The sequence below is a fragment of the Pseudomonas sp. G5001 genome, from assembly GCF_013385475.1.
Lineage (GTDB): Bacteria > Pseudomonadota > Gammaproteobacteria > Pseudomonadales > Pseudomonadaceae > Aquipseudomonas.
In genome coordinates this window covers 238946-253597 of sequence record NZ_JACAPZ010000011.1, presented here as the reverse complement: position 1 = coordinate 253597, position 14652 = coordinate 238946, and the positions used below count along the sequence as shown (strand labels likewise).

General features: G+C 61.8%; 11 protein-coding genes. 8 read left to right on the top strand and 3 right to left on the bottom strand.

Annotated features, from left to right (window positions below; genetic code table 11):
- Nucleotides 1–31: 31 nt before the first annotated feature.
- The 3 genes from gatB to gatC are packed head-to-tail and all read right to left on the bottom strand — an operon-like array spanning nucleotide 32 to nucleotide 3243.
- Entirely contained in the window at nucleotides 32–1477 is a 1446-nt protein-coding gene (gene gatB, locus HX805_RS11275; protein ID WP_003216073.1) for an Asp-tRNA(Asn)/Glu-tRNA(Gln) amidotransferase subunit GatB, read from the bottom strand.
- A 10-nt stretch (nucleotides 1478–1487) separates the two neighbouring features.
- The gene (gene gatA / locus HX805_RS11270) at nucleotides 1488–2939 is read right to left on the bottom strand and encodes an Asp-tRNA(Asn)/Glu-tRNA(Gln) amidotransferase subunit GatA (protein WP_008437245.1); all 1452 of its coding nucleotides are present in this window, start codon (nucleotides 2937–2939) and stop codon (nucleotides 1488–1490) included.
- Between the two features lie 16 nt (nucleotides 2940–2955).
- Nucleotides 2956–3243 carry an Asp-tRNA(Asn)/Glu-tRNA(Gln) amidotransferase subunit GatC gene (gene gatC / locus HX805_RS11265; protein WP_003216077.1) on the bottom strand — a complete coding sequence of 96 codons (288 nt, stop codon included), beginning with the start codon at nucleotides 3241–3243 and terminating at the stop codon, nucleotides 2956–2958.
- Between the two features lie 210 nt (nucleotides 3244–3453).
- Here gatC and mreB point away from each other — a divergent pair, with 210 nt between their 5' ends.
- The 8 genes from mreB to tldD all read left to right on the top strand — a co-directional run bounded on the left by mreB (nucleotide 3454) and on the right by tldD (nucleotide 14652).
- A complete protein-coding gene (gene mreB, locus HX805_RS11260) occupies nucleotides 3454–4491 on the top strand; it encodes a rod shape-determining protein MreB (RefSeq protein ID WP_002555108.1) in 1038 nt (345 codons plus the stop codon).
- 140 nt (nucleotides 4492–4631) lie between these two features.
- A complete protein-coding gene (mreC, locus tag HX805_RS11255; RefSeq protein ID WP_080673268.1) occupies nucleotides 4632–5741 on the top strand; it encodes a rod shape-determining protein MreC in 1110 nt (369 codons plus the stop codon).
- Nucleotides 5741–6229, top strand: a complete 489-nt coding sequence (mreD, locus tag HX805_RS11250) for a rod shape-determining protein MreD (RefSeq protein ID WP_003216081.1) — start codon at nucleotides 5741–5743, stop codon at nucleotides 6227–6229. The genes mreC and mreD overlap by 1 nt, the downstream gene beginning before the upstream one ends.
- Nucleotides 6230–6279: 50 nt before the next feature.
- On the top strand, nucleotides 6280–6876 hold the full coding sequence (locus tag HX805_RS11245; protein WP_003216083.1) for a nucleoside triphosphate pyrophosphatase: 597 nt from the start codon (nucleotides 6280–6282) through the stop codon (nucleotides 6874–6876).
- Between the two features lie 70 nt (nucleotides 6877–6946).
- On the top strand, nucleotides 6947–8404 hold the full coding sequence (gene rng / locus HX805_RS11240; RefSeq protein WP_003216085.1) for a ribonuclease G: 1458 nt from the start codon (nucleotides 6947–6949) through the stop codon (nucleotides 8402–8404).
- 76 nt (nucleotides 8405–8480) lie between these two features.
- On the top strand, nucleotides 8481–12296 hold the full coding sequence (locus tag HX805_RS11235; RefSeq protein WP_177080094.1) for a YhdP family protein: 3816 nt from the start codon (nucleotides 8481–8483) through the stop codon (nucleotides 12294–12296).
- Between the two features lie 48 nt (nucleotides 12297–12344).
- The gene (locus HX805_RS11230) at nucleotides 12345–13193 is read left to right on the top strand and encodes a carbon-nitrogen hydrolase family protein (RefSeq protein WP_008437218.1); all 849 of its coding nucleotides are present in this window, start codon (nucleotides 12345–12347) and stop codon (nucleotides 13191–13193) included.
- A gap of 16 nt (nucleotides 13194–13209) precedes the next feature.
- Nucleotides 13210–14652, top strand: a complete 1443-nt coding sequence (gene tldD, locus HX805_RS11225) for a metalloprotease TldD (protein ID WP_010170608.1) — start codon at nucleotides 13210–13212, stop codon at nucleotides 14650–14652.

Sequence of the window (14652 nt, the reverse complement as noted above, 5' to 3'; positions counted from 1 at the left end):
GTGAGGTCCTGCTCCGACCATTTCACCGCGTTTAGCCTTCGAGTTTGCTTTTCAGCAGTTCGTTGACCTGTTGCGGGTTGGCCTTGCCTTTGGAGGCTTTCATCGCCTGGCCGACAAAGAAGCCGAACATCTTGCCCCGCTTGGCTTCATCCGCCGCACGGTATTGTTCAACCTGCTCGGCATTGGCTGCCAGCATCTCGTCGAGCACGGCCGAAATCGCGCCGCTGTCGGTGACTTGCTTCAGGCCGCGCTTTTCGATGATCTCGTCAGCGTTGCCTTCGCCGGCGGCCATGGCTTCAAACACGGTCTTGGCGATTTTGCCGGAGATGGTGTTGTCCTTGATCCGCAGCAACATGCCGCCCAACTGTTCTGCCGACACCGGTGCTTCGTCGATTTCCAGGCCCTGTTTGTTCAACAGGCTGCCCAGCTCAACCATCACCCAGTTGGCCGCCAGTTTGGCGTCGCCGGCAATGCTCACGACTTTTTCGAAGTAGTTGGCTTGCTCGCGGCTCGACGCCAGCACGCTTGCGTCATACACCGAAAGCCCGAACTGCGCCTGGAAACGCTCGCGTTTCTGCGGTGGCAGTTCCGGCAGCGTGGCGCGCACGTCAGCCAGGAACGAGTCCTCGATGACCACCGGCAACAGGTCCGGATCGGGGAAGTAACGGTAGTCGTTGGCTTCCTCCTTGCTGCGCATGGCGCGGGTTTCGTCTTTGTTCGGGTCGTACAGGCGGGTCTGCTGGATCACCTTGCCGCCGTCTTCGATCAGCTCGATCTGGCGACGTACTTCGGTGTTGATCGCCTTCTCGATGAAACGGAACGAGTTGACGTTCTTGATCTCGCAGCGGGTGCCGTACTCGGCCTGGCCCTTTGGCCGCACCGACACGTTGCAGTCGCAACGCAGGGAGCCTTCGGCCATGTTGCCGTCGCAGATCCCGAGGTAACGCACCAGCGCGTGGATCGTCTTGACGTAGGCCACGGCTTCCTTGGCGCTGCGCATGTCCGGCTCGGAAACGATCTCCAGCAACGGGGTGCCGGCGCGGTTCAGGTCGATGCCGGTGGCGCCGTTGAATTCTTCATGCAGGCTCTTGCCGGCATCTTCTTCCAGGTGCGCACGGGTCACGCCGACACGTTTGATGGTGCCGTCTTCCAGCGGGATGTCCAGGTAGCCCTTGCCGACGATCGGCAATTCCATCTGGCTGATCTGGTAGCCCTTGGGCAGGTCCGGGTAGAAGTAGTTCTTGCGGGCGAACACGTTGTGCTGGCCGATCTCGGCATCGATGGCGAGGCCGAACATCACCGCCATGCGCACCGCTTCCTGGTTCAGCACCGGCAGCACGCCGGGCATGCCCAGGTCTACCAGGCTGGCCTGGGTGTTGGGTTCTGCGCCGAACGTGGTGGCGCTACCGGAGAAAATCTTCGATTGGGTGGCGAGCTGGGTATGAATCTCCAGCCCGATCACGACTTCCCATTGCATAGTGTTCTCCTCAGAAGCCGGTAGGGGTGCGAGTGTGCCAGTCAGTGTTCAACTGGTACTGGTGCGCCACATTGAGCAGGCGGCCTTCCTGGAAATACGGGGCGAGCAGTTGCACGCCCACCGGCAAGCCATCGACGAAACCTGCAGGCATGGACAAGCCCGGCAGACCGGCGAGGTTGGCGGTGATGGTGTACAGGTCTTCCAGGTACTCGGCGATCGGGTCGCCGGTCTTGGCGCCGATCTTCCAGGCCGGGTTCGGCGTGGTTGGGCCGAGGATCACGTCGACTTCATTAAAGGCAGCCATGAAGTCGTTCTTGATCAGGCGACGGATCTTTTGCGCCTTGAGGTAGTACGCGTCGTAGTAGCCGGCCGACAGGGCGTAGGCACCGACCATGATCCGGCGTTGTACTTCCGCGCCGAAACCTTCGCCACGGGAGCGCTTGTACAGGTCGGTGAGGTCTTTCGGGTTTTCGCAGCGGTAGCCGAAGCGCACGCCGTCGAACCGCGATAGGTTGGAGGACGCTTCTGCCGGCGCGATCACGTAGTAGGCCGGAATCGCGTGCTGGTTGTTCGGCAGGCTGATTTCCTTGATCACGGCGCCGAGCTTTTCCAGCTCCTTGACGCTGTTGTGCACCAGTTCGGCGATGCGCGGGTCGAGGCCGGCGCTGAAATACTCTTTCGGCACGCCGATGCGCAGGCCTTTGATCGAGGTATTCAGGCTGGCGCTGTAGTCCGGCACGGGTTCATCAATGCTGGTGGAGTCCTGCGGATCGAAGCCTGCCATGCCTTGTAACAAAATTGCGCAGTCTTCAGCGGTGCGTGCCAGGGGGCCGCCCTGGTCGAGACTGGAGGCGTAGGCAATCATGCCCCAGCGGGAAACGCGACCGTAGGTCGGTTTCAGGCCGGTGAGGTTGGTGAAAGCGGCCGGTTGGCGGATCGAGCCGCCAGTGTCGGTGGCCGTGGCGGCAGGTAACAGACGAGCGGCAACCGCGGCCGCCGAACCACCGGACGAACCGCCGGGCACGTGCTCAAGGTTCCACGGGTTTTTCACCGCGCCGTAGTGGCTCGACTCGTTGGCCGAGCCCATGGCGAATTCGTCCATGTTGGTCTTGCCCAGGGTCACGGCCCCGGCAGCGGCCAGCTTGGCGACCACAGTGGCGTCGTAGGGCGCCTTGAAATTGTCGAGCATCTTCGAGCCGCAGCTGGTGCGAATGCCCTGGGTGCAGAACAGGTCCTTGTGGGCAATCGGCGCACCCAACAGGGCGCCGTTCTCACCGTTGGCGCGACGTGTGTCGGCGGCCTTGGCCTGGCTCAGGGCCAGCTCTTCGGTGATGCTGATGAAGCTGTTGACCTTAGGGTCCAGCTCGGCGATACGCGCCAGCAGGGTCGTGGTCAGCTCTTCGGAAGAAAACTTTTTGTCGGCGAGACCGCGGGCGATCTCGGCCAGAGTCAATTGATGCATTGCAGGCTCTTTCCCTTTAGTCGATGACTTTCGGAACCAGGTACAGGCCGTTTTCGACCGCTGGCGCGATGGACTGGTAAGCCTCGCGATTATTGCGCTCGGTCACGACGTCGGCGCGCAGGCGCTGGCTGGCTTCCAGCGGGTGAGCCAGGGGCTCGATGCCGTCGGTATTCACGGCTTGCATTTGGTCGACCAGCCCGAGAATGCTGTTCAGGGCTGCGGTGGTCTGTGGAAGATCGGCTTCATTGAGGCCCAGGCAGGCCAAATGAGCGATTTTTTCCACGTCGGAGCGTTCAAGCGCCATGGGATTCTCCAGTGGAAAACAGAACGGAAGCTATCCGTGTGTTAGATTGTAGGAACACTACCGCATTTCTACGGTCATATGGCCGCGATTGTGGGGGTTGGTGCACAGAAAGTCGGCCAATTTAGCACATTGGCGCCTTGCCCAAAATCCCTGTCGTTGTTAGAGTTTGCCGCACTTTTTTACCCACGCGTTGCCTAGGGTCCCTTTCCCATGTTCAAGAAACTGCGTGGCATGTTTTCCAGCGATCTTTCCATCGACCTGGGCACTGCCAACACCCTTATTTACGTGCGCGAGCGCGGTATCGTCCTGAATGAGCCATCGGTTGTGGCCATTCGGACCCATGGTAATCAGAAAAGTGTCGTTGCCGTTGGCACCGAGGCCAAGCGCATGTTGGGCCGAACACCGGGCAACATTGCTGCCATTCGTCCGATGAAGGATGGCGTGATTGCTGACTTCAGTGTCTGCGAAAAGATGCTGCAGTACTTCATCAACAAGGTTCACGAAAACAGTTTCCTGCAGCCCAGCCCTCGTGTGCTGATCTGCGTTCCGTGCAAGTCCACCCAGGTGGAACGTCGTGCCATCCGTGAGTCGGCCCTTGGTGCCGGTGCCCGTGAAGTGTTCCTGATTGAAGAGCCAATGGCCGCTGCGATCGGTGCCGGCCTGCCGGTTGAAGAAGCGCGCGGTTCGATGGTGGTGGATATCGGTGGTGGTACCACTGAAATCGCCCTGATCTCCCTCAATGGTGTGGTGTATGCCGAATCCGTACGGGTTGGCGGCGACCGCTTCGACGAAGCGATCATCACCTACGTGCGTCGCAACTACGGCAGCCTGATCGGCGAATCCACCGCCGAGCGCATCAAGCAGGAAATCGGTACCGCTTACCCGGGCGGCGAAGTTCGCGAAGTCGATGTTCGCGGTCGCAACCTGGCCGAAGGCGTTCCACGTGCCTTCACCCTGAACTCCAATGAAGTGCTGGAAGCTCTGCAAGAGTCCCTGGCCACCATCGTTCAGGCGGTGAAGAGCGCCCTGGAACAATCGCCTCCGGAACTGGCTTCCGATATCGCCGAGCGTGGCCTGGTACTGACCGGTGGTGGCGCCTTGCTGCGCGACCTCGACAAGTTGCTGGCCCAGGAAACCGGTTTGCCAGTGATCGTCGCTGAAGACCCGTTGACCTGCGTCGCCCGTGGCGGTGGCCGTGCACTGGAAATGATGGATAAACACACCATGGACCTGCTCTCCAGCGAATAAGAATTTGCTGGTTTGCCCATGTTTCGCTCACAGGCAGCACTTTGCAGTGCTGCCTGTTGGCGTTTATCTTCTTCAATCTGCATCCAGGCCGGTTTGATGCCGTATGAATAAAGAAAACATTTGCCTGGGAGGAGCGGCTTATTAAACCGCTTTTTTCCAAAGGCCCCTCATTGGGCGTGCGCCTGTTGGTGCTGGTCGTGCTATCGGTTGCGCTGATGGTGGTCGATGCCCGCTTCACACTGCTCAAGCCAGTGCGTAGCCAGATGTCGCTGGTCCTGATGCAGACGTACTGGATCACTGACCTGCCGCAGCGTCTCTATCAGGGTGTCGCCAGTCAATTTGGCAGCCGCACCGAACTGGTGGCGGAGAACGAAAAACTCAAGACTGAAAACCTGCTGCTGCAGGGGCGCATGCAAAAGCTGGCGGCCCTCACCGAGCAGAACGTTCGGCTGCGCGAGTTGCTCAATTCCTCTGCGCTGGTCAATGAGAAGGTCGAAGTGGCCGAGTTGATCGGTATGGATCCGAACCCCTTCACCCATCGCATCATCATCAACAAGGGTGAGCGCGACGGCGTAGTCCTTGGCCAACCGGTGCTCGATGCCCGTGGCTTGATGGGCCAGGTGGTGGAGTTGATGCCTTATACCTCTCGCGTCCTGTTGCTGACCGACACCACCCACAGCATCCCGGTGCAAGTCAACCGCAACGGCCTGCGGGCGATTGCCAGCGGTACCGGTAACCCGGAACGCCTGGAGTTGCGTCACGTCGCAGACACCGCCGACATCAAGGAAGGCGACCTGCTGGTCAGCTCCGGCCTGGGTCAGCGGTTCCCGGCAGGCTACCCGGTCGCGACGGTCAAGGAAGTGATCCACGATTCCGGCCAGCCGTTCGCCATTGTGCGTGCCGTGCCGACCGCCGCATTGAACCGCAGCCGTTACCTGTTGCTGGTGTTCAGTGACAACCGCACCCCGGAAGAGCGTGCCAACGAAGCCGCCCAGGCCCAGGAAGCGGAAGACAAGCAAAACGGCACCGCGCCAATCATTCCGGCCACCGTGCCAAAACCGGCGGCACCTGCTGCCCCGGCAGCCGCTCCGGCAACGCCAGCCGCGCCGGTTGCGACACCGGTCAAGCCTGTGGCCCATAGCGCGCGTCCGGCCAAGCCTGCGGCTGCAACACCTGCCGCTGCCAAACCGCCCGCCGCCGCCAAACCACCGGCCGCGGCCCCGGCAACCACTCGGCAGAGGGAAGAATAATGGCCGGTACTCATTCGCGTAACGGCTGGATCGTCTGGCTGACCTTTGCCATCGGCTTGCTGCTCAGCGTTTCGCCGCTGCCGCAATTCATGGAGATCCTGCGCCCGCTGTGGCTCGCCTTGCTGCTGGCGTTCTGGGCCCTGGCGCTGCCGCACAAGGTCGGGATGGTCACGGCCATGTGCCTGGGGCTGATGGAGGATGTGCTCTACGGCACCCTGCTCGGGCAGAACGCGTTGATCCTGACCCTGATTACCTTCCTGGTGCTGTCATTGCAGCAGCGCCTGCGGATGTTCCCGATGTGGCAACAGTGCCTGGTGATCCTGGTGATCTTCGGCCTGGCGCAGTTGGTACAGCTGTGGCTCAGCGCCTTGACCGGCAACCGCCAACCGACCCTGGCGCTGGTGTTGCCCGCGCTGGTCAGCGCGCTGTTGTGGCCCTGGGTCAGTTTTGGCCTGCGTGGATTGCGTCGTCGCTATAAAATCAATTGAATGGATCGCGAGGCTCTGCCTGGTTATCGAACCCTACAGGGAGAGTCTGCATGAATTCGCTTTATCTGGCCTCGGGCTCCCCGAGGCGGCGTGAGCTGCTGACACAGATCGGCGTGCCGTTCACCGTCGTCAGCGCCGCCATTGATGAAACTCCCCTTACAAATGAATCGCCCGCGTCCTACGTAGAACGCCTGGCGCGCGGCAAGGCTGCGGCCGGTCGAGCGACCTTGGCCGATGCCACCGGCGCCTGTGTGCTGGGCGCGGACACAGCCGTGATCCTCGACGGCCGGATCCTCGGTAAACCCGTGGATCAAGCCGATGCCCTGGCCATGTTGCTGGCCCTTTCCGAGCGTGAACACGAAGTGTTGACGGCCATTGCGCTGATTGACGGCCAGCGTTGCGAAACGCAGCTGGTCAGCAGTCGTGTGCGCTTTCGCAGGATTTCAGCGGACGAAGCCACCACTTATTGGCACAGCGGCGAGCCCCAGGACAAAGCGGGCGGCTATGCTATCCAAGGCTTGGCGGCGGTGTTCGTCGCCGGACTCAATGGCAGCTACTCTGCCGTCGTTGGCCTGCCGGTCTGCGAAACCGCAGAACTGCTGGGCCAATTCGGCATACCCTGTTGGCAAAACCTTACCGTGCGCTAAACGCCGTATTCCAGCGCCAAGCCTTAAGCGATCGGTCACTATTGTGAAAACGCCTGAACGAGACCCAGCCATGAGTGAAGAGATTCTGATCAATATCACGCCGATGGAATCGCGCGTGGCGGTGGTAGAGAACGGTGTTCTGCAAGAAGTGCACGTCGAGCGCACCCAAAAGCGCGGGATCGTCGGCAATATTTATAAAGGCAAGGTGGTGCGTGTGTTACCGGGGATGCAAGCTGCGTTCGTCGACATCGGCCTGGACCGCGCTGCGTTTATCCATGCTTCGGAAATCTCCCTGCGCGAAGGCCCGGCGGTCGAAAGCATCAGCGCCCTGGTGCACGAAGGGCAGAGCCTGGTGGTGCAAGTCACCAAGGATCCGATTGGCTCAAAGGGCGCACGGCTGACCACGCAACTGTCGATTCCTTCGCGCTACCTGGTGTACATGCCGCGCACGGCCCACGTCGGTATTTCCCTGAAAATCGAAGACGAAGCCGAGCGCGAGCGCCTGAAAAAGGTGGTCAGTGACTGCGTGGCGCTGGAAGGCATCAAGGAGGCCGGCGGCTTTATCCTGCGTACTGCCGCAGAAGGTGCCGGTGCCGATGAAATCCTCATGGACATCCGCTACCTGCGTCGCCTGTGGGACCAGATCGGCGCGCAGATCAAGACGATCGGCGCCCCGAGCGTGATCTACGAAGACCTCGGCCTGGCCCTGCGCACCTTGCGCGACCTGGTCAGCCCGAAGATCGAGAAAATTCGCATCGACTCGCGGGAAACCTTCCAGCGCACTACGCAATTTGTTGCCGAGCTGATGCCGGAAATCGCCGATCGCCTGGAGCATTACCCGGGCGAGCGGCCGATTTTCGACCTGTATGGGGTCGAAGACGAAATCCAGAAAGCCCTTGAGCGCAAAGTGCCGCTCAAGTCCGGCGGTTACCTGGTGGTGGACCCGGCGGAAGCCATGAGCACTATCGACGTGAATACCGGTGCCTTTGTGGGCCATCGCAATCTCGAAGAAACCATCTTCAAGACCAACCTCGAAGCGGCCACCGCGATCGCCCGCCAGCTGCGCCTGCGCAACCTGGGCGGGATCATCATCATCGACTTCATCGACATGGAAGACGAAGAGCACCAGCGCCAGGTGCTGCGTACCCTGGAGAAGCAACTGGAGCGCGATCACGCCAAGACCAACATCATCGGCATCACCGAGCTGGGCCTGGTGCAGATGACCCGCAAGCGCACCCGCGAAAGCCTGGAGCAAGTGCTGTGCGAGCCGTGCAGCAGTTGCCAGGGGCGCGGTAAGTTGAAGACCCCGGAAACGGTTTGCTACGAGATTTTCCGGGAAATCTTACGGGAGGCACGCGCCTACCAGGCCGAGGGCTATAGAGTCCTGGCTAACCAGAAGGTGGTCGACCGTTTGCTGGATGAAGAATCCGGCAACGTAGCCGAGCTGGAGGGTTTTATCGGGCGCACCATTCGCTTCCAGGTCGAAACCATGTATTCCCAGGAACAATATGACGTGGTGCTGCTCTGATTCGCGTTAGTTCTTATCAACGAGACGGGCAGGCCTTGATCTGCCGTCCGACTATTGCCTTTGAGGGTCGCCTGACATGGAGCGTCTGATACGCTTTTTTGCCGCATTGACCCGCTGGGGCCTCGGCCTGTGCGCCTTGCTGCTGGTATTGGCGGCGGTGTACGTGAGCCTGGGCCGTGAATTGACGCCGTTGGTGGCGGAATACCGTGGCGAAATCGAGGCCAAGGCGCGTACTGCGCTGGATATGCCCGTGAACATCGGCAGCCTGGAAGGGCGCTGGAGTGGCTTCGCGCCGGTATTGTTGGCTCACGACGTGATGGTCGGCGAGGGCAGCAGCGCCCTGCGCCTGGACCAGGTGCAAGTGGTGCCGGATATCTGGGCCAGCCTGCTGGCGCGTGAAGTGCGCATTGCCCACCTGGAAGTCAGCGGCCTGCAAGTCAGCCTGAAGGAAGACCAGGACGGCCACTGGGCGCTGCAAGGCCTGCCGGTGCAGGATGACCAGCCGCTGGATCCCGAACAACTGCTGACGCGCATGCAAATGGTCGGGCAGGTTTCATTGCTCGACAGCCAGGTGACGCTGCAGCCGTTCGACCAGGCTCCGCTGACCTTGACCTATGTCGGCGTGAGCCTGCAGACCGGCGCCAACCGCCAGCGCCTGGACGCGCGCCTGACCCTGCCCGACGGCCAGCCCCTGGCGTTGAACCTGCGCACCCGAATCCGCGCCAGCCAGTGGAAAGACGGCGAAGCCGAGGCTTACCTGAGCTTGCCCCAGAGTGACTGGGCAAAATGGATCCCGGCAAAACTGACCCAGCAATGGAAACTTACCGAACTCAAGGCTGGCGGCGAATTCTGGCTGACCTGGGCCAAGGGCACCGTGCAAAGCGCCGCCGTGCGCCTCAACGCCCCGCAGCTCAAGGGCAGCTATGCCGATCGCAAGCCGACTCATATTGAGAACCTGGCCCTCACTGCGTACCTGCAACGCAGTGACAGCGGCCTCAAGGTGCTGTTTGACTCGCTCGCAATGAACCTCGGCGACACCCGCTGGGAATCGCGCCTGCAACTGCAGCAAACCCTGGCCACCGACAAGGCCCAGGAAGTCTGGAACCTGCAGGCCGATCGCCTCGACCTGACGCCGATCACGCCATTGCTGCACGCCTTGGCACCCTTGCCGGAAGCCGTGGCCACCACCCTGGATCATCTGAAGGCCACCGGCACGCTGCGGAACGTGTTGCTGGATTATCGGCCTCAAGACACCACCGACCAGCGCGTGAGCTTCGCGGCCAACCTCGACCGTATTGGTTTCGACGCTTACTTCGGTGCGCCGGCCGCCCGCAATGTCAGCGGCAGCATCAGCGGTGACCTGGGCAAGGGTGAGCTGCGCATGGACAGCAAGGATTTCTCCTTGCACCTGTTTCCGATCTTCGCCAAGCCCTGGCAGTACATCCAGGCCAACGCCCGCCTGACGTGGAAGCTCGACAAGGAAGGCTTCACCCTGATCGCGCCGTATATCAAGGTGCTGGGCGAGGAGGGCAAGGTCGCCGCCGACTTCCTGATTCGCCTGCATTTCGACCATAGCCAGGAAGACTACATGGACCTGCGGGTCGGTATGGTCGACGGCGATGGCCGCTTCACCCCCAAATACCTGCCGGCGGTGTTGAGCCCGGCACTCGATGAGTGGCTGCGCACTGCGATTCTCAAGGGTGCAGTGGACGAGGGCTTCTTCCAGTACCAAGGCTCGCTGAACCACGACGCACTGCCTGCCTCGCGCAATATCAGCCTGTTCTTCAAGGTGCATGATGCCGAGCTGGCATTCCAGCCGGGCTGGCCGCACGTGAGCAAGGTCAAGGGTGAAGTGTTTGTCGAGGAAAGCGGCGTGCGCATCCTAGCCAGCAAGGGCCAGCTGCTCGACACCAAGGTCAATGATATCTACGTCAACATTCCCCACGCCCCCGAAGGCAAGGACAGCCACCTGCTGCTCACCGGCAACTTTGCCGGTGGCCTGGGCGATGGCCTGAAAATCCTTCAGGAAGCGCCGATCGGCACCGCCTCGACCTTCGCCGGCTGGAAAGGCGAGGGCGACCTGCAAGGCAAGCTGGACCTGGATATTCCCCTGGCCAAGGGCGCCGATCCCAAGATCGTGGTGGATTTCAAGACCGACAAGTCCCGCCTGCAACTGGCCGAGCCTACGCTGGACCTGAGCCAGCTCAAGGGTGATTTCCGCTTCGACAGCGCCAAGGGCCTGAGTGGCCAGAACATCAGCGCCCAGGCCTTCGACCGACCGATCACCGCGCAGATTTTCGCCGATGGCAAGCCAGGCGACCTCAACACCCGCGTCACCGCGAAAGGGCAGGTGACCGTCAAGCGGCTGACTGACTGGCTGAAGGTCAGCCAGCCGTTGCCGGTGTCCGGCGATATCCCCTACCAATTGCAGCTCAACCTCGATGGCGCCGACAGCCAGTTGATGGTCAGCTCCAACCTCAAGGGCGTGGCCGTGGACCTGCCGGCGCCGTTCGGTATGCCGGCGAGCCAGGGCCGCGACAGTGTGTTCCGCATGACCTTGCAGGGTAAGGAGCGCCGTTACTGGTTCGATTATGGCGAGTTGGGCAGCTTCACCTTCGCCGCCCCGGCGGACAATTTCGCCGACGGCCGGGGTGAGCTGTTCCTGGGAGATGGCGATGCGGTGTTGCCGGCCGGCAAGGGCTTGCGAATCCGCGGCGTGTTGTCGGAGCTGGATATCGACCCCTGGAAAAAGCTCGTGGACCGCTACGCCGGCAACGACCCGGGTGGCAGTGCCAAGCAGTTGTTGAGCGGGGCCGATTTCAAGGTCGGCAAGTTGACCGGTTTCGGCACCCAGTTCGACCAGGTCAGCTCGCAGCTGGACCGCAAACCCGCTGCCTGGGGCTTGCAGTTCGACAGCCAGCAGGCCAAGGGTACCGTGGGGTTGCCGGACGCCAAGGGCGCGCCGATTGCAGTCAACCTGCAATACGTGAAGCTGCCTGCGGTGGATCCGACCGTGCAGGCGGATGAAAATGCGCCGGACCCATTGGCTGATGTTGATCCCAAGGATATTCCCGCGCTGGATATCTCGATTGCCCAGTTGTTCCAGGGCCCGGACCTGGTAGGTGCCTGGTCTCTGAAAGTTCGCCCGACCACCAGGGGCATGGCGTTCAACAGCCTGAACCTGGGGCTCAAGGGCATGGTGCTCCAGGGCGCCGGCGGTTGGGAAGGTGCACCCGGTGCCAGCAGCAGTTGGTACAAGGGCCGCCTCGATGGCAAGAACATTGGCGACGTGCTCAAGGGCTGGGGATTTGCGCCGAGCGTGACCAGCGAAGATTTTCACGTGGACGTGGACGGCCGCTGGCCGGGTTCGCCGGCCTGGGTAGGTCCCAAGCGTTTCTCCGGCAGCCTGGACGCCAGTTTCCGCAAAGGCCAGTTTGTTGAAGTGGACGGCGGTGCGCAGGCCCTGCGGGTGTTTGGCTTGCTGAACTTCAACTCCATCGGTCGCCGGTTGCGCCTGGACTTCTCGGACCTGCTTGGCAAGGGCTTGAGTTATGACCGGGTCAAGGGCTTGCTGGCCGCCAGTAACGGCGTGTTTGTAACCCGTGAGCCGATCACCATGACGGGCCCGTCGAGTAATCTGGAGATCAACGGCACCCTGGACCTGGTGGCTGATCGCGTCGATGCCAAGTTGCTGGTGACGCTGCCGGTCACCAACAACCTGCCGATTGCTGCATTGATCGTCGGCGCGCCGGCCATTGGCGGGGCGCTGTTCCTGATCGACAAGCTGATTGGCGACCGTGTTTCGCGTTTCGCCAGCGTGCAGTACAAGGTAGAAGGCCCGTGGAAGGACCCGAAAATCACCTTCGACAAGCCATTTGAAAAGCCAAACTGAGTACCTGTGGAGTAGCATGGCCGCATGCCTTTTCTGGAGTGTGGGCCCATGTCCTTTGCGGTAATTCAAATGGTCAGCCAAAGCGATGTGCTGGCCAACCTGGCTCAGGCTCGGCGCCTGCTGGAGCAAGCGGCGGCGGGCGGTGCAAGGCTTGCGGTACTCCCGGAAAACTTCGCCGCCATGGGCCGTCGCGATGTGGCCGATATCGGTCGCGCCGAGGCCTTGGGCGAAGGTCCGATCCTGCCATGGTTGAAACAGACCGCCCGCGACCTCACCTTATGGATAGTGGCCGGCACTTTGCCGCTGCCCCCAAAGGACCAACCGAACGCCAAGTCCAATGCCTGCTCGCTGCTGATCGATGATCAGGGCGAAATCGTTGCCCGCTACGACAAGCTGCACCTGTTCGATGTCGATGTGGCCGATGCCCGGGGTCGTTATCGTGAATCCGATGACTATGCTCATGGTAGCCAGGTGGTCGTCGCGGATACGCCCGTCGGCCGCCTGGGGCTGACGGTGTGTTACGACTTGCGCTTCCCGGAGCTATACAGCGAATTGCGCGCTGCGGGTGCCGAGTTGATCACCGCGCCCTCGGCCTTTACAGCGGTAACCGGCGCCGCGCACTGGGATGTGCTGATCCGTGCGCGTGCCATCGAGACCCAGTGCTACCTGCTGGCGGCCGCCCAGGGTGGCGTGCATCCGGGGCCCAGGGAAACCTTCGGGCATGCAGCGATCATCGACCCATGGGGGCGCGTGCTGGCACAACAGGATCAAGGCGAGGCGGTGTTGTTGGCCGAACGCGATAGCAGCGAACAGGCGTCGATACGGACGCGCATGCCGGTGGCGGGCCACCGGCGCTTTTTCTCGCAGGGCGCACAGCGACCTGCTTCAGAACGATGAATTTAAGGCCAAACCTATGAGCGAGTTGTTGTCCTCAGTCAGTGAACACCTCCTGGCGCCTGGTGGCGTGACCATCGAAAGCTTGCAAACGGTCCTCGGCGATCTGGCCGGGCCAGGCATCGACGCGGCCGACCTGTATTTCCAGGGGCAGATTTCCGAGTCCTGGGCTCTGGAAGACGGGATCGTCAAGGAAGGCAGCTTCAACCTCGACCAAGGCGTGGGTGTGCGTGCGCAGTCCGGTGAAAAAACCGGCTTTGCCTACAGCAACGCCATCACCCTGGAAGCCCTGGGGCTGGCGGCTCGCGCAGCGCGTTCGATCTCCCGTGCCGGGCAAAACGGCACGGTGCAGGCGTTCAGCACCCAGGACGTGGCCCAGCTGTATGCCCCGGATAACCCATTGGAAGTGATCAGCCGCGCCGAAAAGGTCGAGCTGCTCAAGCGTGTGGACGCGGCGACCCGCGCCCTGGATCCGCGTATCCAGCAAGTCACCGTAAGCATGGCCGGGGTGTGGGAACGCATCCTCGTGGCCTCCACCGATGGCGGCCTGGCGGCGGATGTGCGGCCGCTGGTGCGCTTCAATGTCAGCGTGATCGTTGAACAGAATGGCCGTCGCGAGCGCGGTGGCCATGGCGGCGGTGGGCGTACCGACTACCGTTATTTCCTCACCGAAGACCGCGCCATGGGGTATGCCCGTGAAGCGTTGCGCCAGGCCCTGGTCAATCTGGAAGCAATTCCGGCCCCGGCGGGTACGTTGCCGGTGGTATTGGGCTCTGGCTGGTCCGGCGTGCTGCTGCATGAAGCGGTGGGCCACGGCCTGGAAGGTGATTTCAACCGCAAGGGCAGTTCCGCCTACAGCGGGCGCATGGGCGAGATGGTTGCGTCCAAGCTCTGCACCATCGTCGATGACGGTACCCTGGCCGGGCGTCGCGGTTCGTTGAGCGTCGATGACGAAGGCACCCCGACCGAGTGCACCACGCTGATCGAAAACGGTGTGCTCAAGGGCTACATGCAAGACAAGCTCAACGCGCGCCTGATGGGCGTGGCCCGCACCGGTAACGGTCGTCGCGAGTCCTACGCGCACCTGCCGATGCCGCGCATGACCAACACCTACATGCTCGGCGGCGAAAGCGATCCGGCCGAAATCATCGCCTCGGTGAAACGCGGCATCTACTGCGCCAACCTCGGTGGTGGGCAGGTGGATATCACCAGCGGCAAGTTCGTGTTCTCCACCAGCGAGGCGTATTTGATCGAAGACGGCAAGATCACCGCGCCGGTCAAGGGTGCAACGTTGATTGGCAACGGCCCGGAAGCCATGAGCAAGGTGTCGATGGTCGGTAACGACCTGTCGCTGGACAGCGGTGTGGGGACGTGCGGCAAGGATGGTCAGTCGGTGCCGGTGGGTGTCGGCCAGCCAACCTTGAAAATCGATGCGATCACCGTGGGTGGCACGGGGTCGTAA

Bases quoted from the DNA above. Each gene is read 5' to 3' on its own strand.
- gatB (WP_003216073.1), bottom strand. From the start codon at position 1,477: ATGCAATGGGAAGTCGTGATCGGGCTGGAGATTCATACCCAGCTCGCC.
- gatA (WP_008437245.1), bottom strand. From the start codon at position 2,939: ATGCATCAATTGACTCTGGCCGAGATCGCCCGCGGTCTCGCCGACAAA.
- gatC (WP_003216077.1), bottom strand. From the start codon at position 3,243: ATGGCGCTTGAACGCTCCGACGTGGAAAAAATCGCTCATTTGGCCTGC.
- mreB (WP_002555108.1), top strand. From the start codon at position 3,454: ATGTTCAAGAAACTGCGTGGCATGTTTTCCAGCGATCTTTCCATCGAC.
- mreD (WP_003216081.1), top strand. From the start codon at position 5,741: ATGGCCGGTACTCATTCGCGTAACGGCTGGATCGTCTGGCTGACCTTT.
- HX805_RS11245 (WP_003216083.1), top strand. From the start codon at position 6,280: ATGAATTCGCTTTATCTGGCCTCGGGCTCCCCGAGGCGGCGTGAGCTG.
- rng (WP_003216085.1), top strand. From the start codon at position 6,947: ATGAGTGAAGAGATTCTGATCAATATCACGCCGATGGAATCGCGCGTG.
- HX805_RS11235 (WP_177080094.1), top strand. From the start codon at position 8,481: ATGGAGCGTCTGATACGCTTTTTTGCCGCATTGACCCGCTGGGGCCTC.
- HX805_RS11230 (WP_008437218.1), top strand. From the start codon at position 12,345: ATGTCCTTTGCGGTAATTCAAATGGTCAGCCAAAGCGATGTGCTGGCC.
- tldD (WP_010170608.1), top strand. From the start codon at position 13,210: ATGAGCGAGTTGTTGTCCTCAGTCAGTGAACACCTCCTGGCGCCTGGT.